Raw genomic sequence first — 25,263 nt, 5'->3', positions numbered from 1 at the left:
CGCAAAACAGCCGGCAGCCGCGGGTGATCGACAGGCGCGCTACAACGCATTGGGGGAGCATCATGAGCAGATCTGTGGCTAAACGCGGCCTTTTGCTGGCCTGCGCCGCGGCGCTCGCCGTCTTGGCCGGGGCAACGGACACCTCCGGCCTGCAGCAGCAGACGCAACCGCGCATCTCGCTGCTGGCCGGGTATCTGCAGGAAAAGAACAGCGCCGAACCGGCCGGGGGACTGCCGCAGACGGCATGGAAAGACATCAGGGCGTTCCAGCTGCTGCGGGCAGCAGAAGGACATCCCCTGGAGCCATCCGTATCCGGCTTGTCCTGTCCGGAACCGGCCGTATGCCGCAGGCAGTTTGGCGACGAAGTGGTTTTCTGGACGGCCGGAAACGGAGCGTTGGCGCTTCACAAATCAGTGGATGTCCTCAGCACACGGGGCGATTTTTCCTCATTGGGCAAACCGCTGATCTCCGAGTACGCCCAGGGAACCGTTTACCGTACGGATTTTGAGAACGGTTCGCTGATCCGCGTCCCCGAATTGGGCCGGGTGATGACCTGGGATCCTGACATTGCCGGTTCCGCAGTCGTCATCGGAGACTCACAGGCAGGACCGGGCACCTGGGTGGATCAGGGGTTGGCCGAGCTGGGCTACCGGACTGTGCTCCGCGGCGCCGGAGGGACAGGCTACGTCCAGGGCAACGGCACTATTGGCAACTACTACACAGCCCTGACACGGCAGCAGTGGGTCTTGCCTTGGGGAACCCCAAAGCTCGTTGTCCTGGAAGGCGGAGGAAATGATGCCTCTAACGCTTCGGACACAGAGATTGCCGAAGCGGCGCAGAACATGATCCGGGAAGCCCGGCGCACTTACCCTCAGTCCCGGCTGGTCATGGTGGGCGTCATTTCCTCCGGCCTGGATTCGGCGGGAAGCAGGCGCACGGCGGTTGACACCCTGCTGGCCGGGGTGGCCCGGAGCCAGGGGGTGGAGTTCCTTAGTGTGGGGGACTGGTGGACGCGATTCTCGCTGGGGGAGTACCGGGAGCGTGACGGCCGCCATTTCACGGAGGCGGGGCACCGGGCCGCAGGACACATCCTGGCCCGCGAGCTGGGCGCCCTCCTGTCCTCCGGTTAGCCTCGGGCCGTCAGAACCGCAGCACCCTTTCCAGCTCTGCCGCATCCCGGGCCTCGCGCCCGGGACCTGTGACAACCGCAGCAATGACAGCAGCGGCGGCCCCGGCAACCGGCGGCAGGACCCAAGTAAGCCAAAAGAGGTCAGGATCGGAGCCGACACCGCCCAGCTGGAGGCCCACCCACAGGACCATGGCTGCCGCCAGCGACAAGCCCGGCAGCAGGAAAAGACCGTACCGGGTCCGGCGCCGGTCCGCGCCCCGGACGATGAAGCCGGCCGCCAGCGCGGCCAGGGCGGCAACAATCAGGCTGATCACCGTCCGGCTTGCCGGAACCTAGAGGGCGCCGAAGCCGACGCGGCGAACCTCTTCGGCGCCGATTTCCACATAGCCGATGACGCCGGCGGGAACCATGATGAGCCTGCCCTTGTCATCCTTCAGACGCAGTTCCTTCTGGTTGCTCAGGGCTTCGGCTACGACGTCAGCAACGGCGTCAGCGTTCTGGCTCGATTCAAAGACAATTTCGCGGCCAACATTCTGAATGCCGATTTTTACTTCCACCGTGGTGCCTCCTGTATTAATGAAACATATCCGCTTCGAAATCTACTCTAAATCTCCTTGGGGAACCGGCTGATTCCGCGCCAAGCTAAACGGTAGACAAGCTCGGACGCCGCATCGATGTCCAAGTCCCCATCTGTCTCCAGCCAGTAACGGGCACTGACCTGGGCCATTCCGGCCAGAGCCCGGCCCAGCAGCGTGGCCTCCACGTGTGAAAGCTTGGTGTCCTCGGCGATGACGCCGGCAATATTGGACGCGAACCGGGCGTTGAATTCCTCGATGCGTGAGCTGACTTCCGCGTCATTAGTCATGTCGGATTCAAAAACCAGCCGGTGGCCCTGGCTGTCCTGCGCCACGAAGCGGAAATAGGCGCGCATCGTTTCCCGGACGCGCAGCTTGTTGTCGCTGGTGGAGTTCAGGGCGCTGGTGAGGAATTCTGTCAGGGTGCCCAGATGGTCCTCGAGCAGCGCCAGATAGAGCTCCCGCTTGCCCGGAAAATGCTGGTAGAGAACGGGTTTGCTGACCCGGGCCGCTTCGGCGATGTCATCCATGGCCGCTCCGTGGAAACCGTTGCTGACAAAAACTTCCTGCGCGGCGTTCAGCAGTTGGCGCCGCCGTTCCTCCCGGGGGAGCCGGGTCGGCTTGCCGGTTTGCTGGTTGCTCACGTGTACGGACCTCTCAACGGCACCAGGCCAAGGTGCCCGGTCAACGGCCTTCAGTTTACCCGCGGGTAATACATCCGGCAGGTTCCGCAGCACGTTTGGGTACTAGATTGGGATCCATGATTGAGCCAAACGCCGCACTGCCGCCGCTGGTTGAGCCTGCGGCAGCGCTGACCCACGAGGAAACCCGGCGCTATTCCCGGCACCTGATTATTCCCGAATTCGGGATGGTTGCCCAGCAACGGCTGAAGAACGCCCGTGTCCTGGTCATCGGGGCAGGCGGCCTGGGCTCCCCGGCCCTGCTGTACCTTGCCGCCGCCGGCGTGGGAACGCTGGGAATCGTTGACGACGACACTGTGGATGAGTCCAACCTGCAGCGCCAGGTCATTCACGGTGTGTCGGATATCGGCAGCTCCAAAGCCGAGTCTGCGCGGCGGAGCATCCACGAACTGAACCCCCTGGTTACGGTCCAGCTGCACCCGGTCCGCCTGGAAGCGGCCAATGTGCTGGAGATCTTTGCCGGATATGACCTGATCCTGGACGGCACCGACAACTTTGCCACCCGCTACCTCGTCAATGACGCTGCGGAAATCCTGGGCAAGCCGTATGTCTGGGGATCAATCCTCCGGTTCGACGGCCAGGTCAGCGTGTTCTGGGGGCGGCACGGACCGACGTACCGCGACCTATACCCGCAGGCACCGCCGGCCGGCTCCGTCCCCTCCTGCGCAGAAGGCGGAGTTCTGGGAGTGCTGTGCGCGCAGATCGGATCCGTCATGGTCAACGAGGCCGTGAAATTGATTACCGGTACCGGTGTGACGCTTCTGGGACGGGTCCTGGTGCTCAATGCGCTGGACATGTCCTGGCGGGAGATTCGGGTGCGCAAGGATCCGGCTGCCGAACAGGTCACCGAACTGGAGGAGGATTATGAGGCCTTTTGCGGATTGCCGGTCCGTGCCGGCGTGGACGGGCGCCAGGAACCGGCCGTCGACGTCCGTGAACTGCAGCGGCTGCTGGCCGCCCGCGCGGCAGGGGAGCGCGATTTTGATCTGATCGATGTTCGGGAGCCCGGCGAGCACGCCATTGTCAGTATTGACGGCGCTCAGCTGATGCCCCGTGCCGGCATCCTGTCGGGGGAGAGCCTTCCGGCGCGCGGCAGGGAGCTCTACGTGCACTGCAAGTCCGGGGGACGGTCAGCGGAAGTGGCCGCTTTCCTCAGGACGCAGGGTTATGACCGGGTGTTCAACGTGGACGGCGGCATCCTGGCATGGGTGCGGGAGATTGAACCGGCTAAGGTCCTGTACTGAGTTTTACTGCCTAGCGATGGGTTTTACTGCCTAGGCGATGGGTTTTACTGCTCAGGCGGAGGCTGCGGTGTCAGCGCCGTCTTCGGAATTGTCCGCTTCGGTACTGCCATGATGGCCGGGGCCGTGCGGGGCGGCCGGGCGCCGGCGTTCCACGGGCTGATCCAGGGTGATGCCGAACAGGGCTTCGAGACCCTTGATGTAATCATCCTGCTGGCCGCTGGCTGCAAGCTCGCGCGCCCGCACAGTGGGAACATGCAGGAGCTGCTTTACCATGCGGCGCATGGCGAACTCCACTTCCTCCGCAGCTCCGGTGCAGCCGTGCTGGGCACGAACCTTTTCGAGCTCGGAGTCAAGGACGTTGAGGGTGTGCCGGCGCAGGGCCACAATGGCGGAGTCCATTTGACGGCTCAGCTGGAGTTCAGAGAACGCCTTCGCGGCGTCGGCCACGATGCTGCTGGCCTGCTTCAATGACTCCACCTGCTCTGCCGGAGCCGCCAGACGCACCGATTCCAAGGTGATCAGCTCCACGCCGTCCACCTCGCGGACGTCCGGATCAAAGTCATGGGTCAGGGCCAGGTCAATGATGATCAGCGGTTTGTTGCTGGACTTGCGAACACGCCTGATGTCCCCGGCGCTGACCTGGCTTTCGCTCCCGCTGCAGCCAATGACCACGTCCGCCGCGGCCAGGGCATCCGGCAGCGACTCGCGGGTCAGCGGTGTTCCGCCGCGCGATGCAGTGAATGACTCGGCCCGTCCGGACGAGGAATACACGCTGATGCGGGTGCAGCCGCGTTCCTTGAGCAGCGCCATGGTGGCTCCGGCATAGGCGCCGGTGCCAAAGACAACAACGTCCTTGGCGGACCAGTCCGTGTCCAGTGAGAGATCGGTGGCCAGTTCCAGCGCCACGGAGACAATGGAAAGCCCTCGTTTACCGAGGGCTGTCAGTGCTCCAACATCTTTGGCTGTCCGGGAAGCTGTCTGGAAAAGGCGGGTTAGTCCTCCGCTGGCCGTACCCTTTTCCTGCGCTTCGATCAGGGCCCGGCGAACCTGCCCCGCAATTTCACGCTCGCCCACGACGGCTGAATCCAGGCCCGCGCCGACGGCGAACAGGTGCTTGGCCACGGATTCGCCGGTATTGGTGTCCAGGGACCGGGAGACCAGGTCCTTGGACAGGCCGGAGTGCCGGCTGATTTCTGCGACGACGGCGGAACGGGCTGCTTCAATGTCCGCCTCCGACTTGGCCTCGCAGTAAACCTCAAACCGGTTGCAGGTGGCCAGGACCACGGATCCGGTCACCGCCGATCCGGTTTCGAGCAGGGAGGAGGAGACCTGGGAGGCGCCGGCGCTGAGGCGGGCAACGGTTTCCAAGTCAACATCGGAGTGCGTCGCAATTAAGGAAAGTAGAACCACAGTGCCTCAATAGTAGCCACCGTCTCTGGGCGAACCCCAATAGGGCGCCCTTACCTGAACCGTTTCGGCATGTGTTTCCCCTCACCTGTCCGGCCTATGCAGGGCATCAGAGCGGCCCGGTTATCCATCGGGGAGGATTTTGGAGAGAATCAGGGTATGACTCTTAGCGCCTCTCATCCACTCATGGATGGCCGCACGGCCGACTCCCCCCTGATTACCGCCTACCGGGGCGGAACTCCCTCCCGCCGGCCGGTCTGGTTCATGCGCCAGGCCGGAAGGTCGCTTCCGGAATACCGCAAGCTGCGGGAGGGAATTGCGATGCTGGATTCCTGCCTGGACCCCGCGCTGGCCTCCGAAATCACGCTGCAGCCCGTCCGCCGGCACGACGTTGACGCCGGCATCTTCTTCTCGGACATCGTCATCCCGCTCAAGCTGGCCGGTGTCGATGTCGACATCGTTCCCGGCGTCGGACCCGTCCTGGGCACACCGGTGCGCACCGCAGCGGATGTTGCCGCACTGCCGGTCCTGACCGAAGAGGCGCTGGAGCCGATCCGTGAAGCAGTCCGCCTCACGGTGGCGGAACTCGGCAAGACTCCGCTGATCGGTTTCGCCGGCGCCCCGTTTACGCTGGCCGCCTACATGGTGGAGGGCAAGCCCTCCCGAGACCATCTTGGGCCGCGGACCATGATGCATGCTGATCCGGACGCCTGGCGTGCACTCACGGAGTGGGCCGCGGATGCCTCGGGAATGTTCCTGCGCGCCCAGCTCGAAGCAGGTGCAAGCGCCGGACAGCTCTTTGACTCCTGGGCCGGTTCACTTGGACTCGCCGACTACACCCGCCGTGTGGCGCCGGCATCGACCCGCGCCCTGGACCATGTCCGGGATCTTGGTGCGCCGCTGGTGCATTTCGGCACCGGCACCTCCGAGCTGCTGGGCGCCATGCGCGACGTTGGCGTCGATGTGGTGGGAGTGGACTACCGGTTGCCGCTGGACGAGGCCAACCGCCGCCTCGGCGGAGCGACGCCCCTGCAGGGAAACATTGACCCCGCCCTGCTGAACGCCCCGTGGCCGGTGCTGGAAGCGCATGTGCGCGAGGTCCTGGCCGCCGGAGCCGCTGCGCCGGGCCATGTAGTGAACCTGGGCCACGGCGTGCCCCCCGAAACGGACCCGGACGTCCTGACGCGGGTGGTACAGCTCATCCATTCGGTGGAGCCGTAACCATGCCGCACCGTCCGGTTCTTCCTCATTTGCCCGCTGCCCTGTCCCATTTCCCGACCGCACGGAAAGCCGTTCCCGACGCTGTTCCGGCAGTGCCCGGAACTGCCCCGAGAACTGCAGTGGTGGTGGGCGGCGGCATCTCCGGCCTGATCGCCGCCCGGGACCTGGCCCGCAGCGGCATATCCGTAACCCTGCTCGAGGCGGGAACCGAGCTTGGCGGCTGTGTTGGCGCACATTCCGTTGCGGGATTGACGCTGGACAGCGGCGCCGAATCCTTCGCTACGCGGTCCCGTGCCGTGCCCGAGCTGATTGAGGAACTGGGGCTGGGTGACGCCGTCGTCCAGCCCAACCGGGGCGGCGCCTGGCTGCAGTTGGCCGGCGAGGACACCGCTGCGGCCGCCCAGCGGATGCCGCAGAGCGGTCTGCTCGGCATTCCCGCGGATCCGCGCGCACCCGAAATTGTCCAGGCGATCGGACGCACGGGTTCCGCGAGGGCGGCACTGGACAAGGTGCTGCCCGTGGGTAGCCTGGCCCGCCGGGAAACTGTGAGCCTGGGCGAAGTGGTCCGCGCCCGCATGGGCGACGCGGTGCTGCGCCGCCTCGTTGCTCCGGTGGTGGGAGGCGTGTACTCCTCGGATCCGGATGTGCTGGACGTGGATTCAGTGGCTCCGGGACTCCGCACTGCCCTCGCCAAGCACGGGTCCCTGGCCGGGGCGGTGGCTTCCATGCGGGCCTCAGCACCTGCCGGATCCGCCGTCGCCGGGCTGGCCGGAGGAATGGGAATGCTCACCCGTGCCCTTGAGAAGGACCTGCGTGCGCTGGGCGTAAATGTCCGCACCGGAGCGGCCGTCACGGCCGTGGGGCACAGCGGCAGCGGCTGGACGGTCTCGGTCGCCGGAGACCAGGCGCCCGAGGCGGAAACAATCGCCGCAGACAGTTTGGTTATGGCAACGGACGGTCCCTGCGCTGCGGACCTGCTGGCAGGCACCGTTCCGGAACTTGCAGCCGCCCGCCCGGGCCCCGGCCCCGGCGTCGCCCTCGTCACCCTCGTAGTGGACCAGCCGGATCTGGATGCCCACCCGCGCGGCACCGGAGTGCTCGTTGCGGCGGACGTTGATGCCGTTGACGCCAAGGCACTGACTCACGCCACTGCAAAGTGGCAGTGGCTTGCCGACTCCACCGGACCCGGAACGCACGTGCTGCGGCTCTCCTACGGGCGGGCCCTGAGTGCTGCCGATGCCGCTGCCGCAGCACGGCCAAGTCCGGTGGAGCGCGACGACGAGGATCTTTTTGCCCAGGCCCTGGCTGACGCCTCAGTGCTCCTCCAGGTTCCGCTGGGGGTTGACGACGTGGTGGGCTGGGACGTGGTGCGGTGGGTCGGTGCCCTGCCTTCGGCCGCCGTCGGGCACCGCGACCGGGTCACGGCGGTCCGCGCCGCCGTGGAGAAGGTTGCCGGCCTGGAAGTGGTGGGGGCCTGGCTGGCCGGCACCGGTCTGGCTGCCGTCACCGCCGATACGCGCACCCGGATTGCCGGACTGGTGGAACAACTGGACCGGCAGTGATCTTGACCACTTTCTACAAGAAGTAGAAGTGGAGTATTTCGCCTAAGCCTGCCCGGAAGGGCAGACTGTTAATCATGAGTGAGCCCATGGGTCAGAGCACCGCAGAAACAGCCGCCACCGAAGAACAGTTCTTTACCCTCTGGACCGTTTTCAAGCGGTCCGCGACGGGTGGGGCATCAGGTGCAGCTGCCGATTCCGAGGAAAACGTCAAAGCCTTCGAGGCATTGACCGAGAAACTGTCAGAGCGCCATGTCACCCTTCGCGGGCTGTATGACGTCTCGGCCATGCGGGCCGATGCCGACGTCATGGTGTGGCTGCACGGCGGCCGCGCCGAAGACCTGCAGTCAGCCGTCCGCGACATCCGCCGCTCCGGCCTCTTCGGCGGAACCGAAATTGCCTGGTCTGCCATGGGTGTGCACCGCGATGCGGAGTTCTCCAAGAATCACTGGCCGTCCTACGCCCGGGGAATTGATCCCGAAGCCTGGATCTGTGTCTACCCGTTTGTCCGCTCGTACGAGTGGTACCTGCTGCCGGCCGAGGAGCGCGGCAAGATGCTGCGCGACCACGGCATGCTGGGACGCGAATTCCCGCAGGTCCTGGCCAACACTGTTGCCTCCTTTGCCCTCGGTGACTGGGAATGGATCCTGGGGCTGGAAGCTCCCAACCTGGTTGACCTGGTGGACATGATGCGTCACCTGCGCTCCACCGAAGCCCGTAACCACGTCCGCGAAGAAATTCCCTTCTATACCGGCCGGCGCATCGACGCCGCGGAAGTTGCCGAGGTACTGAAATGACAACTGAGCCCTCCAGCGAGTCCGCAGCCTTCAACCCGCTTGACGGCGTTGACGAGAACGGACGCATGGCCCCCAAGCATTACGACGCGATCCTGCTGGCCTCCTTTGGTGGCCCCGAAGGACAGGAAGACGTCATTCCGTTCCTGCGGAACGTCACCCGCGGCCGGGGGATCCCTGATGAGCGGTTGGAGGAAGTGGCCACCCACTACCGCGCCAACGGCGGCATCAGCCCCATCAATGAGCAGAACCGTGCGCTGAAGGCAGCCCTTGAGGCTGAGCTGAAGCGCCGCGGCATTGACACCCCGGTGTTGTGGGGAAACCGGAACTGGGCTCCCTACATCAAGGACGTGCTGCAGGAAGCCTATGACACTGGTTACCGCCGGCTGCTGATGGTCACCACCAGCGTGTACTCCTCCTACTCAAGCTGCCGCCAGTACCGCGAGGACCTGGGCATGAACCTGCTGGCGACCGGGTTGGACAAAAAGCTGCAGGTGGACAAGGTCCGCCAGTACTTTGACCACCCCGGGTTTGTGGAGCCGTTTGTGGAAGGTGTCCGCGATTCCCTCGCCCAGGTCCGCGAACAGCTGGCCGCCGAGGGCAAGACGGACGGGAAGATTGAGATCCTGTTCTCCACGCACTCCATCCCCACTGCCGACGCCGAAGCGTCCGGCCCGCGCGACCGCGAGTTCGAGGAAGGCAGCGCCTACGTGGCGCAGCACCTCGCCAACGCCCGTGCCATCATCGACCGCATCCCGGAAGCCGCCGGGCTCGACTGGCAGCTTGTCTACCAGTCCCGTTCCGGATCCCCGCACACACCGTGGCTGGAACCGGACATCAATGACGCCATTGCGGAACTGCCTGCCAAGGGCGTTCAGGGCGTCGTCATTGTGCCGCTGGGTTTTGTCAGCGACCACATGGAAGTCCTCTGGGACCTGGATACCGAAGCCATGGACACCTGCAAGGAACTGGGCCTGGCAGCCCACCGCACGCCCACGCCCGGCATCCATGACACCTTCGTCGCCGGCCTGGTGGATCTGCTCTGCGAGCGCACCGTCGAGAACAACATTGCCGACCGTCCCGCCGTGACACCGCTGGGCCCCTGGTACGACGTCTGCCGCCCCGGCTGCTGCGCGAACCTGCGCGGCGAAAAGCCGACGATCGCAGGCGCCGATTCCACGGTAGGGATCCAGTAGTGGCGCATTCGCCTGTGCTGATCGGAACCCGGGGCAGCGCCCTGGCCGTCACCCAGACCACCACAGTGGCCAACGCGCTCTCCGAACTGGGCGGTTTCGACGTCGAACTGGTCCGGGTGCGGACCGAGGGCGACATCAACCGGGCCGCCCTGTCCCAGATTGGCGGCACCGGTGTCTTCGTTGCCGCACTGCGGGACTCGCTGCTGCGCGGAGACTGCGACGTAGCCGTCCACTCCCTCAAGGACCTGCCCACCGGAGCAGCGGAGGGACTGACCATCGGCGCCATCCCGGGCCGGGTGGACGTCCGTGACGCGCTTTGCGCCCGCGACGGCCTGACCCTGGCGCAGTTGCCGGAAGGCGCCCGCGTGGGTACCGGCTCTCCGCGGCGGGCCGCACAGCTGCGAGCCATACGTCCGGACCTGGACGTGGTGGACATCCGCGGCAACGTGGACACCCGCCTGGGCCGTGTGGCCGGTCTGGTGGAAGGCGCTCCCGGCGACCTCGACGCCGTCGTGCTGGCGGCCGCAGGTTTGGCGCGCCTGGGCCGGCTGGAGATGGTCTCGGAATTCCTGGACCCCTCCGTCATGCTGCCGGCTCCCGGGCAGGGGGCCCTGGCAGTCGAATGCCGGACCGTGGACGCCGCCGAAGGACCGCTGAGCCGGGCACTGGCTGCCTATGACAACAACGCCGCCCGTTTGACCGTTACCGCGGAACGTGCGCTGCTGAACCGGCTGGAAGCCGGCTGCACCGCACCCATTGGTGCCTTGGCCACTGTGACTGAGGTTCGCCTGCATCTGGAGGCCGTGGTCTGCAGCGACGACGGCGTTAAGGTGATGCGGCGTTCCGCGGCTACGGCGGAGCTGGACGAAGACGGCGCCCGTGCCCTGGGCGTCCGCCTGGCCGAGGATCTGCTTGCCGCCGGTGCCGCGTCCCTGACGGACCTGGCGGTCAGCTAGTGCTGCCTTCCGGAAACAGCTGAGATGAGCGGGGCTAAACTCCGGGAACTGGCGGGGCTGAACGTGGTCCTGCCGCGCAGCCCGGACCGGGCCGCGGCAATGACCGCCGAACTGGAATCCCGCGGTGCTGCCGTGGCGCTCCTGCCGCTGATTGATTTCCAGTTTCCCGCTGACACCAGTGAGCTGGACTCGGCGCTCGTGTCCCTGCGCTCCGGACGGTTTGCCTGGGTGATCTTCACCAGCGTGACCACCGTGCGCGCCATGGTGCGCCGCTGCGCCGCCCTGGGGGTGGCGGCGGCGGCCGCCGTGCCTGCCGGAACCCGGATCGCCGCCGTCGGTACCGGAACCCGCAGGGCGCTGGAGGACACCGGTCTGGCCGTGGACCTGATGCCCGAGGGGGATCATTCCGCCCGCGGGCTGGCTGAAACCTGGCCGCATCCCCAGGATTCGGATCCCGAGGGCGGGGCACTGCGCATCCTGCTGCCGCAGGCGGACCTGGCCGATCCGGCGCTCCGCGACAACCTCACATCGCTGGGCTGGGACGTCCGCGCCGTCACGGCCTACTGCACCGTGGACTACCCCGCCCAGGGAGTCCGCTTTACGCCCGCAGCCGACACCGGCGCTGACGGAACGGCTCCGCTGATCACCGCCCAGGACTTCCTCGGCGCCGCACCGGCCGGTCCGCGCGCCGTCGTGCTGACCTCGCCCAGCATCGTTCGCCGCTTCCTGCGGTTGTGCGCACCCGTTCCGCGGGGCACACTGCTGGTTGCCATAGGAGACAGCACGGCTGCCCAAATGGTTGAGCTGGGCTGCCCGCCGGATGCTGTGGCAAGCCAACCCACGCCCGAGGGAATAGCGCAGGCCCTCGTTATCGCTACGTCTACGGGTCCTACAAACTAGTTCCCCGTCATTACCGGAAGGCAGATTTATCCATGAGCTTCCCCCAGCACCGTCCCCGCCGGCTGCGCACCACACCTGCCATGAGGCGGCTGACCGCCGAATACCGGCTGGATCCGGCCGAACTGATCCTCCCCGCCTTTGTCCGCGAGGGCATCACCGAGCCCAATCCGCTCACCTCCATGCCCGGCGTCGTCCAGCACACCATGGATTCCCTGAAGAAGGCCGCCGCGGAAGCGGTTGAGCTTGGGGTGGGCGGCATCATGCTCTTCGGCATCCCCGCCGAGCGCGACGCCGTCGGCAGCGCCGGGACCGATCCGAACGGTATCCTCAACCGCGGCATAGCCGCCGTCCGCCAGGAAGTGGGCGATGACCTCGTCATCATGAGCGACGTCTGCCTGGACGAATTCACCGACCACGGGCACTGCGGCGTCCTGGACGAAAACGGTGTCGTGGACAATGACAGCACTCTGGAAATCTACGGCCGGATGGCTGTGGAGCAGGCCCGCGCCGGCGCCCACGTACTGGGCCCGTCCGGCATGATGGACGGGCAGATCGCCGTGATCCGCCATGCACTGGACACCGCCGGCTACCAGGACGTGTCCCTGTTCGCCTACGCCGCGAAGTATGCCTCGGCGTTCTACGGACCCTTCCGCGAAGCCGTTGATTCCCAGCTCAAGGGCGACCGCAGGACCTACCAGATGGAAGCGGCCAACCGCCGCGAAGCCCTGCTGGAGGTCGAGCTGGACCTTGAAGAAGGTGCGGACATGGTCATGGTCAAGCCGGCCATGAGCTACCTCGACGTGCTGGCCGACGTGGCCGCCATGTCTCCGGTCCCGGTGGGCGCTTACCAGATCTCCGGCGAGTACGCGATGATTGAAGCTGCCGCCGCCAACGGCTGGATTGACCGCCGCCGGGCCATCGAAGAGTCCGTGCTGGGCATCAAGCGGGCCGGCGCAAACATGATTCTCACCTACTGGGCCACCGAGCTGGCGGCCTGGCTGAAGGAAAGCAAGTAATGTCCTCACCTGTCTCACCGTCGTCCAACGAAGAACTCTTTGACCGTGCCCGGGCCCTGATGCCCGGCGGCGTGAACTCCCCGGTCCGGGCCTTCGGCTCCGTGGGCGGCACGCCCAAGTTCATGGTCTCCGCCAGAGGCCCGTACATCACGGACTCCGAGGGCCGCGAGTATGTGGACCTCGTCTGCTCGTGGGGGCCTGCCCTGGTGGGCCACTCCCACCCGGACGTGCTGGCCGCGGTGCACGCCGCCGTCGACAACGGACTGTCCTTTGGAGCGTCCACCCCCGCCGAAGCCGAACTGGCGCAGCTGGTGATGGACCGCGTGCCGGGCGTGAAGCGCCTGCGCATGGTCTCCACCGGCACCGAAGCCACCATGACCGCCATCCGGCTGGCCCGCGGCTATACCGGCCGCAACCTGGTCATCAAGTTCGCCGGCTGCTACCACGGCCACCTGGACGGGCTGCTGGCCTCTGCCGGTTCCGGCCTGGCCACCCTGGCCCTGCCCGGGTCCGCCGGCGTCACCGAAGCCACCGCCGCTGAAACGCTGGTGCTGCCGTACAACGATGTGGATGCTGTCGAAAAGGCCTTCGTTGAGCACGGCGCGAACATTGCCGCCGTCATCACCGAGGCAGCGCCCGCGAACATGGGCGTGGTGACCCCGGAGCCGGGATTCAACGCCGCCCTATCCCGCATCACCGCAGAAAACGGCGCCCTGCTGATCCTGGACGAGGTCCTCACCGGGTTCCGTACCGGACCGGCCGGCTACTGGGGCCTGACCGGCGCGAAAGAAGGCTGGACGCCGGACCTGTTCACCTTCGGCAAGGTCATTGGCGGCGGGATGCCCGTGGCCGCGCTCGGCGGCCGCGCCGACGTGATGGACTATCTGGCCCCGCTGGGCCCGGTCTACCAGGCCGGCACCCTGTCGGGTAACCCCATCGCCATGGCCGCCGGTGTCGCCACGCTGAAGGCTGCCACCGCAGAGGTCTATGCCACTGTGGACGCCCGCAGCGCCGAGCTCTCCGCCGCGGTTTCCGCTGCGCTGACCGACGCCGGCGTGGACCACAGCATCCAGCGCGCCGGAAACCTGTTCAGCGTTGCCTTCGGCACCTCGGACACCGGCGTGCATAACTACGAGCAGGCCCAGGCGCAGGAGTCCTTCCGGTATAAGCCGTTCTTCCACTCGATGCTCGACGCCGGGGTGTACCTGCCGCCGTCGGTCTTCGAGGCCTGGTTCCTGTCCGGCGCGCACGACGACGCCGCCATGGAGCGCATCTACGCTGCGCTTCCGGCGGCCGCCAAGGCTGCGGCTGACGCACAGCCGTAACGGCCCGAGCCACGAAAAACCCCGCCTCTTCCTTTCGGGAGGGGCGGGGTTTTTCGTTGTTCAGCGGACGGCAGTCAGTGCCTAGAAAGCAGCAGTGACGTCACCGTTGGGCCAGGTCTCCTCGATGAAGGAAGAGACCTCGGGGGAGTGGAGCAGCTCTTCGAGCTTGTCGATGCGGGCGTCCTTGTTGCCGGTCTTCCAGGCCAGGAAGTTGGCGTACGGGTTCTCCTCCACGGATTCCACCAGCAGGGCGTCGTCGGTGCTCAGCCCGGCGGCCAGGATGTAGTTGCCGTTCAGAATGGCCAGGTCCACAGTGGGATCGCTGAGGTCATTGACCAGCAGCTCCGGCTGGTTCTCCACGAAGTCCAGTCCCTTGGGGTTCTGCTCGTCCGTCAGGGCCAGCACGGAAGCGTCGTCTTCAATGTTCTCCAGCAGGCCTGCTTCTTCCAGCAGCGTCAGCGCGCGGGCCTGGTTCGAAGGGTCGTTGGTGATGGCCACGCGGGCACCGTCGCCGACGGCGGAGATGTCCTCATGCTTTTCGGAGAAGACGGCGTACGGCTCCACATGGACGCCGGCGCCGTGCTCAAAGTCGTAGCCCTGGGACTCGACCTGGGACTCGAAGTACGGCAGGTGCTGGTAGTAGTTCGCATCCAGCGAGCCGTCATCCAGGGCGATGTTCGGAGTGACGTAGTCGTCGAATTCCTTGATTTCCAGCTCGAGGCCGGCATCGGCCGCCAGATTGTCGGCGACGTACTGCAGGATCTGCGCGTGCGGCAGCGGGCTGGCACCCACCGTCAGGGTTACCGGGTTCGCCGGATCCAGACTGTCAACGGATTCGCTGGAGGCGTCGGAGCCTCCGCAGGCGGACAGTGCCAGGGCAGCGGCCACACCGGTGGCAACGAGAGTCAGTGATTTACGCATCGGGTGCGTTCCTTTCAGGGAACCCGGGAAGGAAGACATCCAACCCGGACAGTGGGCAGCTAGCGGCTACTGGCTGCAGATTCCGGTCCGGACCGCGGCCGGGAAGGCAGCGGACGGCGGGAAAAACTTCAATGATCAGCGGCGGATGTCCGCTGTGTCGGGGACACTGTGGCCGGGGACGTGATCCGAGCCGGCGGGCGGCGCAACAACGCTGACGTCGAGGGCAGCGGCACCGGGGGCGCCGGCGGAAGCGGTCCGGCGGCGGCGCCTGGCACCGCCGTCGGCCGAGCGGTGGTCCACACGGCGGGCCACCATGTCGCCGGCAATCTGGATGACCTGGACAATGGCCACGATCACGATGATGGTGACGATCATGACGCCGCTGTCGAAGCGCTGGACACCGTAGTTGTAGGCCAGCCGCCCCAGCCCGCCGCCGCCCACGATGCCGGCCATGGCGGAGTAGCCCACCAGGGTGACCATCGTGGTGGTCAGCGCGGCAACCAGTCCGGGCATCGCTTCCGGAAGCAGGACCTTGGAGACGATCTGCATCTTGGTGGACCCCATCACCAGGGCGGCATCAATTTTGCCGCCTGACACATCACGCAGCGCGGTTTCCACCAGCCGGGCGAAGAAGGGGATGGTGCCGATGCTCAGGGCCACGCAGGCTGCGATCGGTCCGATGGAGGTGCCGGTGATGATGCGGGCCAGCGGGATCAGCGTCACCATCAGGATGGCGAACGGAATGGAACGGGTGATGTTCACGATGACGCCGCTGACAATCCGGTTGGTGACGGGCAGCGGGCGCAAGCCTCCGGGTGCACTGGTGTGCAGGAAAATACCCAGAGGAAGGCCGATGAGCAGCGTGACAAGGCCGGAGATGCCCACCATCTGCAGGGTTTCCAGGATGGATTCCGGCAACGCCTTGGTGATTCCGGGATTGTCCAAAAGTTCGGTCAGGAAATTCATGCGGCCACCTCCACGGCAACGCCCTGGTCGGCAAGATAGTTGGTTACGGCGCTCATGTCCGTGTGGACGTCGAGCTGGATGCGCAGTCGTCCGAAGCGCCTGCCCGCCAGGGTTTCAACGCTTCCGGCAAGGACGTTCACATCAGTGTCGAAGCGGCGGGTCAATGCCGAGAGCACCGGTTCCGTGGCGTTGCCGCCCGTGAGCAGCAGCTCCAGGACCGGTCCGGTGGGATCCCCGGGCAAAAGTGGAGTGGCGGGCAGCGGGATGAGTGCCTTGGCCAGCCGGCCGCCGAGGTTGGAAGCGACCTCGTTCAGAGGTCCGTGCTCGGCAACCCGGCCAGCTTCGAGCAGGGAGACGGAATCGCAGATGCGTTTCACGACGTTCATTTCATGGGTGATGATCAGAACCGTCAGTCCCAGCCGGTGCGAGAGGTCCGAGATCAGGTCCAGGATGTCATCGGTGGTGCCGGGGTCCAGGGCCGAGGTGGGCTCGTCGCACAGCAGGATGTCCGGATCGGAGGCGAGGGCGCGGGCGATGCCAACGCGCTGTTTCTGGCCGCCGGACAGTTGTGCGGGATAAGCACCGGCGAAGCTTTCCAGTCCCACCAGGCGCAGGAGGTCGGAGACCTTGTCCTGGATGACCTGCTTCTTGGCACCGGCCAGCTCCAGGGGATGCGCAATGTTCGCGGCAGCCGTGCGGGAATCCATGAGGTTGGCGTGCTGGAAAACCATGCCGATGCGACGCCGGGCGGTTCGGATTTCGGAGTCCTTGACTGCGGTCAGTTCCCGCCCGTCAATGGTGACCGAGCCCGACGTCGGACGGTCCAGCAGGGTGAGGCATCTCACCAGCGTGGACTTGCCGGCACCGGAATGCCCGATGATCCCGTGGATGGATCCCTTGGGCACGCTCAGGCTGACGCCGTCGAGCGCCGTGACGTCTCGATCGCCCTGGCGGTAGACCTTGCGCAGGTCGGTAACTGTGATCATTGATCCTCGTGGTCTGTGTATGGGTGCTGGTCAGCGGGCGGTTGCCGGGCGCGGAAAATACCGGGCACGTCTGGGTGCAGGCCAACCGGGTGGTGTCTGCCAATCACGTGGCACAAGACGCCGGATCCCTGCGAGATGCCCTGCCACGGGGTCTCCGGGTCGCGCCTGGGGCGCCATCAGCGCCTAACACAGCTGTCAGTATCTCACGCAGGGGGCTGCTGACTCGATTCGGGCGGACTATGTGAAGCATGCTTCCAATATGTTTCCTACCGTGACGCGATGTTGCTTCCGGACACATGGCTGTCCGGGAAGGCAGTCAGTTAGTTGCGCGCGGGCCAGGTGCCGTCCACTACGGCGGATGGATCCCTGCGCCGCAGGTACTCCTGGAAGCTGGCTGCCTGTTCACGGGCCCAGCCGACCTGTGCCTCATGCAGCAGCGTGGCTTCACGGTGCAGGACGGGGAATTTGCCGGCCATGGCCCGGGCAACCCCGATCGTGGCCATGACATCCGCGGCTGAAGTGTGCGCGTTCTCGAAGCCGACGCCGTAGTGTTCCGTCAGCGCCGTCAACGTCCGCTTTCCGCGGCGGTAACGGTCCACCTGCTTGTCCAGGATGTAGGGATCGATGACGGGGGCAGGGGCCGGCGGCGTCAGCCCGAACCGTTCACATTCCCGGTTCAGGACGGTGAAGTCATAGGAGGCATTGAACGCCAGGACCGGGATGCCCGCTGCGAAGAGGCTTCCCAGCACGCCGGCAATTTCAGCCGTCACCGCGGCTGCGGGCTGACCCTGTGCACGGGCGTGTTCGGTGCTGATGCCGTGGATGGCGGCAGCCTCGGCGGGAATGTCCTCCTCCACGGCGGCGAGCCACTCATGGTGCTTCAGGACTTCCCCCTGACCGTTGACCAGAATGATGGAAGCGGTGACGATGCGTGCGGTCTGCGGGTCGCGGCCGGTGGTCTCAAGATCAAAGGCCGCGTGGGGGAGTTCATGCCAGCTGTTCATGAAATAAACGTACCGTTGGGCACTGACAATCCAAGATTCCGGTACGGCGGGCGCTCGGCTTACGCTGGTCATATGCGCAATGACTACGTCGAAGCCGTGCGCTCGGTGGTTGAGCTGATACCGCCCGCGCATGTCCTCTCCTACGGGGATGTGGCCGAAATCCTCAGCCACGGCGGTCCGCGCCAGGTGGGTGCCGTCCTGTCCCGTCACGGAGCCGGCCTGCCCTGGTGGCGCGTGATCCGCGCCGGCGGTGAACCTCCCCGGTGCCACGGCCTGCGCGCCTGGGAGCATTACGCGGCCGAAGGTACCCCCGTGACGGGGACCCCGGACGACGACGGCGGCGGCTACCGGGTGCGGATCGGCGCAGCACGGTGGTTCCCTTCGGAAACGGATTGGGCCGTCTTCGAGGTCCTGCGCGCCGGGCTGGGCGGCATCGGGCCGGAAGTGTCGGCGGGACGTGATGAAGTAGAGGCATGAGCGTAAAACTGCATTTGGTGGGTCCCTCCGCGGCAACCGCACAGGCCCCGGAACTGACCCCGGACCAGCAGGCGGTCGTGGACCTGCCCGCCGGCAGCGGACCCGTCCTGGTGCTGGGCGCTCCCGGCACCGGCAAGTCCACGGTTCTGGTGGAAGCGGCCGTTGCCCGGATCAGCCGCGGACTCGATCCCGCGGGACTGCTCCTGCTGGCGCCCACCCGCCTGGCCGCCGCGGCGCTGCGCGATGCGCTGTCCGCGAGGCTGCAGGGCACCCTGAGCACGTCTCCGGCCCGCACCTGGGCTTCCTACGCCTTTGACCTGATTCGGCGGGCCAAAGCCGAAGGCCGGTTGCCCTACATCACGCGGGCACCCAAGCTGCTGTCGGGCGCCGAACAGGACGTCATCATCAAGGAACTGCTGGAGGGGCACGGCCAGCAGGGGATCCCCGCCCTGCCGTGGCCTGAGTCCCTGGACCTGGCCCTGCCGACGCGGGGCTTTCGGCAAGAGATCCGGCAGCTGTTTGACCGCATCATCGAGTACGGCATCTCCTCGGAGCGGGTGGCGGATCTGGGCCGCCGGCACAACCGGCCGGACTGGGTGGCCGCGGCTGCCCTGTATGCGGAGTACCGTGACGTCCTGGATATCCGGATGCCGGAGGCCTTTGACCCGGCGGGCATCATCACCAGCGCGCTGCAGATCCTGGAGAGTGATCCCGAGTTCCTGGCTGCCGAACGGGCCCGCTTCCAGCTCATCCTCGTGGACGACCTGCAGGAAGCAAACCCGGCCATCCACGCCCTGCTGGGACTGCTCGCCGGAGGCGGGGACGCCGTGGTCACCGCGTGCCCCGACACCGTTGTGCAGGGCTTCCGCGGAGCCCGCCCCGACCTGCTGGGTCAACTCTCCGACACCTTGGGCGAAGGGCTGCAGACGTTTGTGCTGTCCGGACAGCACCGGCTTACCGGTTCCATTGCCACAGCCTGGCTCCGGACGGCATCGCGCATTTCGGTGGTTGGGCAGCTGCCCCGTTACCGGGCTGCTGTTCTTCCCGCCGCTGATCTTCCCGTTACCGGGCCGGAGGAACCGGCAGAGGGTGCAGTTTCGGACGAGGTACCGGCTGACGCGTTGGTTTCCGGCCGGGCTGAGGCGCACGTCGTCGATTCGCCCATGCATGAACTGCGCTACATAGCCCAGCGCATCCTCCAGGCACAGCTGCTGGACGGGCGCAGGCTCGAAGACATGGCCGTGATCGTCCGCACCGGCGGCCAGCTGGCCCGGATCCAGCGTTACCTCAGCGGCCAGGGCATCGACGTCAAAGTGCCCGTTGCGGAAAAGGCGGTGCGGGATGAAGCCGCGGTGCGGCCGCTGCTGGACGCTTTCGCCGTCGTCCTGAATCCGGACCTGCTGACGCCAGAATCTGCCGTTGCCCTGCTGACCTCGCGGATCGGCGGCGCCAGCTCGATTGAACTGCGCCGGCTGCGCCAGGCACTGCGGCGGGAAGAAGTCCGCAGCGGAGGCGGACGCACCAGCGATGTCCTGCTGGTGGAGGCGCTGCTGGACCCGCTGTCGCCCAGCGGCCTGGCGCTCGCAGGATTGTCGTGGGAAGCACGGGCAGCCCAGCGGCTGGCCGGCATGCTGCGTGCCGGGCGCACCGCAGCGGATCAGCCCGGTGCCACAGCTGAAACAGTGCTCTGGGCCCTGTGGTCAGCCTCGGGGTGGTCCAAAAAATGGGCTGAAGCGGCGCTCTCCGGAGGGGCCTCCGGGGCACGGGCCGACCGGGACCTGGATGCCATCATGGCGCTGTTCCAGACCGCTGAACGCTACGTTGACCAGTTGCCGGGCTCCACGCCGGCCCAGTTTCTCGACTACCTGACCAGCTCCGAACTGCCGATGGATACCCTGGCCGCCCGTGCCCAGCGCCGCGATGCCGTGGAACTGCTGACACCGGCCAGCGCTGCGGGGCGGGAATGGCCCATGGTCATTGTTGCCGGTGTGCAGGACGGAGTCTGGCCCAATCTCCGGCTCCGCGGAGAGTTGCTGGGCAGCGGAGACCTGGTGGCGGCCATTGAGCACGGTGACGGCTTTGCCAGGCACCGCAGCCCGCAAACGCTGATGCACGCCACCCGGCACGATGAGCTGCGCAGCTTTTCCACCGCCGTCTCGCGTGCCCGCGATCTGCTGATCTGCACAGCGGTGTCCTCGGATGATGAACAGCCCTCCCCGTTCCTGGACCTGGTGGAACCGTTGCCTGCCGAAGCGATGAAACGGGAACGCACCGAGGTTCTGCGTCCGCTCACCCTGCGCTCCCTGGTGGCGGAGCTGCGGGCCCATGCGCAGCAGCGGGAGGAAAAGCCGGAACTCGCCCGTGAGGCAGTCCATCATCTGGGCACCATGCTCAGCCACCCCGTGCGCGTGCCCGGTGCTGCGCCGTCCGAGTGGTGGGGGCTGGCGCCCCTGTCCACGGACGCTCCGGTGATCCCCGAGGAAACTCCTATTCCGGTTTCGCCGTCCAAGGTTGACGCTGTGCTGAAATCCCCGCTGAGCTGGTTTGTTTCCGCTGCGGGCGGGGAGCAGGCCACGGACTTCGCCCGTTCCCTGGGCACCCTGGTGCATCAAATCGCGCAGGACCTGCCGGACGCCTCAGGCAGCGAATACGTGGCGGAACTCCAGCGGCGCTGGCCGGCCCTGGGCATGAAGGACAACTGGGAAGGCAAAGTGGACTTCAAGCGCGCCGAAACCATGGTGCGCAAACTCGCCGAGTACGTCATCAAGATGCGGCAGCAAGGCCGCTCCCTGGTGGATGTGGAACGGGACTTCGCCGCGGAAATCCCGGTGGAAATCCGCGGACAGGAACGGACCGCCCTGCTGCGCGGGCAGATCGACAGGCTGGAGATCGACGCTGAGGGCAGGCTGTTCATCGTTGACCTCAAAACGGGAAAGTCTGCCCCCAAGAAGGACGAACTCGAAGGACACCCGCAGCTTGCGGCCTATCAGGAAGCCGTCCGGGAAGGTGCCGTTGCCCGGGAAAAGCCTGAGGAAGGGGACGCCCCCGCGGCGAAGCCTGCTGCGCCGTCGTCCCTGCCCGGCGGGGCGGCACTGGTTCAGCTGGGCACCACCAACAAGGGAGTGTCCGTGCAGGAGCAGGAACCGCTGGACCCCGAAGACACCCGGGCGCAGGACATGATCCGGACGGCGGCTGCGCTGATGTCCGATTCCACCTTTGACACCGTGCATGACCCCACACGCAGCGGATTCGGCGGCCACGGCTGCCGTCTTCCCGAAATCTGTCCGCTCTGCCCCGAAGGAAAGCAGGTCACCGAATGAGTGCCTCCCTGAGTGAAACCCTGCCTCCCGAGGTTCCCGGCAGCCCCCGGTATTCGGCCCGTGAGCTGGCTGAAATGCTGCACACCGATCCGAAAAATCCGGTGCAGTACCCCACCGATGACCAGATCGGCATCATCGAAGCGCCCCTGGAACCACTGCTCGTCATTGCCGGTGCCGGCTCGGGCAAGACCAAAACCATGGCTGACCGGGTGGTGTGGCTGGTGGCGAACCAGCTGGTGCGCCCGGAACAGATCCTGGGCGTGACGTTTACGCGCAAGGCGGCGGGAGAGCTGGAAACCCGGATCCGGCAGCGTCTGGACCTGCTCCACCGGGTCCGCTCGGCCGGCACCGCGGACCCGGACCTCATTCCGCCGGGAACCGACCCCGACGAAAGCGCCGACGCCAGGCTGGATCCCACCGTCTCCACCTACCATTCCTACGCAAACGGAATCGTCAACGACTACGGCCTGCGCCTGGGCGTGGAACGGGATTCCGTGATGCTCGGCGGAGCCCAGTCCTGGCAGCTGGCCACCGAAGTGGTGGAGGCCTACACCGGAGAGTTTGAACATTTCACGGCCGCCAAGTCCACCCTGGTCAACGGCGTGCTGCAGATGGCCGGCGAATGCGCCGAACATCTGCAGACCCCCGGTGACGTCCGGGAGCACCTGGCCGCCCATCTCGCCGTCGTTTCCGGGCTGCCCTACCAGGCTGGAAAAACCAAGGCTGCAACCGCGGCGGTGCAAAAGCTGATGGACCGGCTGCGCACCCGCATCTCCGTCACGGAGCTGGTGGAGAACTACCGCAGGGCCAAGTCCGAGCGCCGGCAGCTGGACTTCGGCGACTTGGTGGAACTGGCAGCCAGGATCGCCGCCACCATCCCCGAGGCCGTTGAAATGGAGCGGGCAAAGTACAAGGTGGTCCTCCTTGATGAATTCCAGGACACCTCCCACGCCCAAATGGTGCTGTTTTCCCAACTGTTCGGCGACGGCCGTGCCGTGACAGCCGTGGGAGATCCGCATCAGTCCATCTACGGTTTCCGCGGCGCATCCGCCGGTCAGCTGGGTACATTCCGGGACCAGTTCCCGCTGTTCCTGCCCGACGGTTCCCGCGCATTGGCGCCGGTGGCCAATCTCTCCGTGGCCTGGCGGAACTCGACCTCCATCCTGGCCACCGCCAACGCCGTATCGGCGCCCCTGAACACCACCGCACCCTGGCTGAAACATCAGCGGCTGCCGCACGTTCCCGAGCTGCAGGCCAAGCCGCGGGCACCGTTGGGCGAGGTCTATCTCGGTCGTTACCTGGCGGACGTCTCTGTACCCGGCGCCACAGAAGCCGAAGACATCACGGGGGAAGCCGACGCCGTGGCCGAACAGGTGCTGCGCCACCGGCGGCGACGGTTCGAGACGGACGACGCAGGCAAGGACCTGCAACCCACCGTGGCTGTCCTGTGCCGCGGGCGCAAACAGTTCGGTCCTATCCGGGAGGCACTCGAAGCGCGCGGGATTCCGGTGCAAATCGTGGGCCTTGGCGGCCTGCTGTCCACTCCTGAAGTGGTGGATCTTCTGGCCGTCCTGCGTGTCCTGGGGGACCCCGGACGCTCGGATTCAATGCTGCGGATCCTGGCCGGAGCCCGCTGGCGGATTGGTCCCGCAGACCTGATGGCACTGGCCGACTGGTCGCGGCACCTCGTCCGGGTCCGGGAGCGCGCTATGTCCGTGGCCGATGCAGCGGACGTCCACCGTCCCGATGAGGCGCCGGACGGCACCGAAACCGTGGTTGAAGCGGACATGGCGGAAGCCGGTTCCCTGGTGGAAGCCGTTGATGCGCTTCCGCGCCCGGATTGGGTATCCAACGCCGGCCGGTCCATTTCCGCGGAAGGGCTGCGCCGGCTAACCCTGCTGCGCGATGAACTGCGGGACCTGCGCAGTTATGTCGGCGAAGACCTCACCACTCTGATCGGCGAGGTTGAGCGCCGGATCCTGCTGGACATCGAAGTGGCAGCCAAGCCCGGCGTCACCATTCACGAGTCGCGGCGGAACCTGGATGCCTTCGTGGACGCCGCAGCCACCTTCAGTGCGTCGAGCGACAGGGTGGACCTCATGGCCTTCCTGGCGTGGCTGGAGGCTGCCAACGAGGAAGAAAACGGACTGCCTGTCACGCAGCTCGAAGCCAGCCGCGACGCCGTGCAGCTGCTGACCGTCCATGCTTCCAAGGGACTGGAATGGGACGTTGTGGTGGTTCCGGGACTGAACGAGGGCCAGTTCCCCAATGACCGTGATTCGCGCTGGAGCAGCGGGGAAGGCGCCATTCCCTGGCCCCTGCGGGGGGACGCCCCCGATCTTCCGCAGTGGGACTGGGAGCAGGAGGATCAGAAGGGCTGGGTGGACAGCGAGAAAGCCTTCAGCGAAGACGCGCGCGGACACGCCGAGCGTGAAGAACGCCGTCTGGCCTACGTTGCCTTTACCCGGGCCAAATATGTGCTGATCTGCACCTCCAGTGCGTGGGGAGGCGGGCGGTCCAAACCGACGGCGGTCTCCCGCTATCTCCAGGACCTGTACGACCTCGGAAAGGCCGGAGCCCCCGGATTCCATCTCCTGTCATGGGTGGACGAGGGGAACGAAGGGACCTCCAACCCGGCCAATGCCGACGTCCAGCGGCGGAGCTGGCCCGTCGATCCGCTGGGGGAGCGGCGCGCAGATATGCAGGCTGCTGCCGCGGCAGTCCTCGGCGCAGCGGCCCGGCAGTCGGGACGGGTGGGGCAATCGGAGATCGACATCCTCACCGGGGCGGATGCCCTTCCGGAGGAGGAACCCCGGGAGTCGTCCGGCAGCGTGTTTGAACCCACTCGATGGGCAAAAGAGGTGGAGCTCGTCCTGGCCCGGCACCGCCCGGCCGACCAAGTGGTGGAAGTTGAACTGCCCGCCCACATCTCCGCCTCCCTGCTGGTGGATCTGAAAGACGATCCCGAGGAAGTTACCCGGCAGCTGCGGCGTCCCGTGCCGCGGGAGCCGGGCATGGCGGCGCGCAAGGGAACGGCGTTCCATGCCTGGGTTGAGGAGTTCTTCGGGACCAGCGGCATGCTGGACATCGACGAGCACCCCGGCGCAGCCGACGCCTACGTGGACGAGGCTTATCAGCTCGAAGACATGATAGCCACGTTCGAGGCCTCGCCCTGGGCCCGGCGCACTCCCGCCTTCATTGAGGTGCCGGTGGAAACACGGGTGGACACGGTGGTGGTGCGCGGACGCATCGACGCCGTCTTCCAGGATGCCGACGGAACCTGGGACCTTATCGACTGGAAAACCGGAGCGCCGCCGTCCAAGGACAAGCTGGACATCCGCTCGGTCCAGTTGGCGGTGTACCGGCTGGCGTGGGCGCGGCTGAAGCATGTGCCGCTGGAGAAGGTCAACGCCGCGTTCTATTACGTGGCAGCCGACAAGCTGATTCGTCCCTTCAACCTGCTGGGGGAGAAGGAACTCGAGGACATCATCCGATCGGCAAATTCTTCGGACCGGAACTGATCCCGGACAACCGAAGTGCCGCCGCCCCGGTGAAGGGACGGCGGC

General features: G+C 66.3%; 20 protein-coding genes and 1 pseudogene. 13 read left to right on the top strand and 8 right to left on the bottom strand.

All coding sequences use genetic code 11. The annotated features are described in order from the left end of the window. The first annotated feature begins 62 nt into the window (after nt 1-62). Entirely contained in the window at nt 63-1,130 is a 1,068-nt protein-coding gene (locus tag CXR03_RS01275; protein ID WP_104101455.1) for an SGNH/GDSL hydrolase family protein, read from the top strand. A 10-nt stretch (nt 1,131-1,140) separates the two neighbouring features. Here CXR03_RS01275 and CXR03_RS01270 read toward each other — a convergent pair whose 3' ends face one another. From CXR03_RS01270 to CXR03_RS01260, 3 genes are read right to left on the bottom strand one after another with little or no spacing between them, the layout of a single operon-like run. After that, a complete protein-coding gene (locus CXR03_RS01270) occupies nt 1,141-1,443 on the bottom strand; it encodes a hypothetical protein (RefSeq protein ID WP_104101453.1) in 303 nt (100 codons plus the stop codon). A gap of 18 nt (nt 1,444-1,461) precedes the next feature. Continuing rightward, nucleotides 1,462-1,686, bottom strand: a complete 225-nt coding sequence (locus CXR03_RS01265; protein WP_104052605.1) for a DUF3107 domain-containing protein — start codon at nt 1,684-1,686, stop codon at nt 1,462-1,464. Between the two features lie 47 nt (nt 1,687-1,733). Beyond that, nucleotides 1,734-2,348 carry a TetR/AcrR family transcriptional regulator gene (locus CXR03_RS01260; RefSeq protein WP_104101451.1) on the bottom strand — a complete coding sequence of 205 codons (615 nt, stop codon included), beginning with the start codon at nt 2,346-2,348 and terminating at the stop codon, nt 1,734-1,736. 116 nt (nt 2,349-2,464) lie between these two features. On the opposite strand from CXR03_RS01260, the gene moeB reads away from it, so the two are divergent. Next, nucleotides 2,465-3,649: a molybdopterin-synthase adenylyltransferase MoeB gene (gene moeB / locus CXR03_RS01255; protein ID WP_104101450.1), complete on the top strand. Its 1,185-nt coding sequence runs from the start codon at nt 2,465-2,467 to the stop codon at nt 3,647-3,649. Between the two features lie 51 nt (nt 3,650-3,700). Here the strand turns inward: moeB and CXR03_RS01250 are convergent, their stop codons facing one another. Next, nucleotides 3,701-5,059: a glutamyl-tRNA reductase gene (locus CXR03_RS01250; RefSeq protein WP_104101448.1), complete on the bottom strand. Its 1,359-nt coding sequence runs from the start codon at nt 5,057-5,059 to the stop codon at nt 3,701-3,703. A gap of 156 nt (nt 5,060-5,215) precedes the next feature. Between CXR03_RS01250 and hemE the strand changes: the two genes are divergently transcribed. From hemE to hemL, 8 genes are all read left to right on the top strand, one after another. After that, nucleotides 5,216-6,277 carry a uroporphyrinogen decarboxylase gene (gene hemE, locus CXR03_RS01245; protein WP_104101446.1) on the top strand — a complete coding sequence of 354 codons (1,062 nt, stop codon included), beginning with the start codon at nt 5,216-5,218 and terminating at the stop codon, nt 6,275-6,277. Between the two features lie 2 nt (nt 6,278-6,279). Beyond that, nucleotides 6,280-7,839 (top strand): protoporphyrinogen oxidase, encoded by a 1,560-nt coding sequence (gene hemG, locus CXR03_RS01240; RefSeq protein WP_104101445.1) that lies wholly within the window; start codon nt 6,280-6,282, stop codon nt 7,837-7,839. A 74-nt stretch (nt 7,840-7,913) separates the two neighbouring features. Next, a complete protein-coding gene (hemQ, locus tag CXR03_RS01235; RefSeq protein WP_104101443.1) occupies nt 7,914-8,633 on the top strand; it encodes a hydrogen peroxide-dependent heme synthase in 720 nt (239 codons plus the stop codon). Between the two features lie 65 nt (nt 8,634-8,698). Next, complete coding sequence (locus tag CXR03_RS01230) at nt 8,699-9,826, top strand: ferrochelatase (protein ID WP_258073522.1); 1,128 nt, start codon at nt 8,699-8,701, stop codon at nt 9,824-9,826. Then, nucleotides 9,826-10,782: a hydroxymethylbilane synthase gene (gene hemC, locus CXR03_RS01225; RefSeq protein ID WP_181034463.1), complete on the top strand. Its 957-nt coding sequence runs from the start codon at nt 9,826-9,828 to the stop codon at nt 10,780-10,782. The genes CXR03_RS01230 and hemC overlap by 1 nt, the downstream gene beginning before the upstream one ends. A gap of 24 nt (nt 10,783-10,806) precedes the next feature. Continuing rightward, nucleotides 10,807-11,682, top strand: coding sequence for a uroporphyrinogen-III synthase (locus CXR03_RS01220; RefSeq protein WP_104101440.1), 876 nt, complete (start codon nt 10,807-10,809; stop codon nt 11,680-11,682). A 32-nt stretch (nt 11,683-11,714) separates the two neighbouring features. Then, nucleotides 11,715-12,698 carry a porphobilinogen synthase gene (gene hemB / locus CXR03_RS01215; protein ID WP_104101438.1) on the top strand — a complete coding sequence of 328 codons (984 nt, stop codon included), beginning with the start codon at nt 11,715-11,717 and terminating at the stop codon, nt 12,696-12,698. After that, the gene (gene hemL, locus CXR03_RS01210) at nt 12,698-14,023 is read left to right on the top strand and encodes a glutamate-1-semialdehyde 2,1-aminomutase (protein WP_104101436.1); all 1,326 of its coding nucleotides are present in this window, start codon (nt 12,698-12,700) and stop codon (nt 14,021-14,023) included. Before hemB ends, hemL begins: the two co-directional genes overlap by 1 nt. A gap of 81 nt (nt 14,024-14,104) precedes the next feature. Here hemL and CXR03_RS01205 read toward each other — a convergent pair whose 3' ends face one another. From CXR03_RS01205 to CXR03_RS01190, 4 genes and pseudogenes are all read right to left on the bottom strand, one after another. Continuing rightward, on the bottom strand, nt 14,105-14,944 hold the full coding sequence (locus tag CXR03_RS01205; protein ID WP_104101435.1) for a MetQ/NlpA family ABC transporter substrate-binding protein: 840 nt from the start codon (nt 14,942-14,944) through the stop codon (nt 14,105-14,107). A 288-nt stretch (nt 14,945-15,232) separates the two neighbouring features. After that, a pseudogene (locus tag CXR03_RS01200) lies at nt 15,233-15,910 on the bottom strand (methionine ABC transporter permease); the annotation flags it as partial. Beyond that, entirely contained in the window at nt 15,907-16,896 is a 990-nt protein-coding gene (locus CXR03_RS01195; protein ID WP_104101431.1) for a methionine ABC transporter ATP-binding protein, read from the bottom strand. The gene CXR03_RS01195 and the pseudogene CXR03_RS01200, both read right to left, overlap by 4 nt. Before the next feature lie 320 nt (nt 16,897-17,216). Further along, nucleotides 17,217-17,900 (bottom strand): 3'-5' exonuclease, encoded by a 684-nt coding sequence (locus CXR03_RS01190; protein ID WP_104101429.1) that lies wholly within the window; start codon nt 17,898-17,900, stop codon nt 17,217-17,219. A 72-nt stretch (nt 17,901-17,972) separates the two neighbouring features. On the opposite strand from CXR03_RS01190, the gene CXR03_RS01185 reads away from it, so the two are divergent. From CXR03_RS01185 to CXR03_RS01175, 3 genes are read left to right on the top strand one after another with little or no spacing between them, the layout of a single operon-like run. Next, nucleotides 17,973-18,377 (top strand): MGMT family protein, encoded by a 405-nt coding sequence (locus tag CXR03_RS01185; protein ID WP_104101428.1) that lies wholly within the window; start codon nt 17,973-17,975, stop codon nt 18,375-18,377. Next, on the top strand, nt 18,374-21,697 hold the full coding sequence (locus tag CXR03_RS01180; RefSeq protein WP_104101426.1) for an ATP-dependent DNA helicase: 3,324 nt from the start codon (nt 18,374-18,376) through the stop codon (nt 21,695-21,697). Before CXR03_RS01185 ends, CXR03_RS01180 begins: the two co-directional genes overlap by 4 nt. Then, nucleotides 21,694-25,218 (top strand): ATP-dependent DNA helicase, encoded by a 3,525-nt coding sequence (locus CXR03_RS01175; RefSeq protein WP_104101424.1) that lies wholly within the window; start codon nt 21,694-21,696, stop codon nt 25,216-25,218. The genes CXR03_RS01180 and CXR03_RS01175 overlap by 4 nt, the downstream gene beginning before the upstream one ends. Nucleotides 25,219-25,263 lie beyond the last annotated feature (45 nt).

Source organism: Arthrobacter sp. 08Y14 (assembly GCF_002929455.1).
In the GTDB taxonomy this organism is placed as follows: domain Bacteria; phylum Actinomycetota; class Actinomycetes; order Actinomycetales; family Micrococcaceae; genus Arthrobacter_B; species Arthrobacter_B sunyaminii.
Note: the sequence above shows the minus strand (reverse complement) of the source record. Positions and strands in the feature narration are given on the sequence as shown.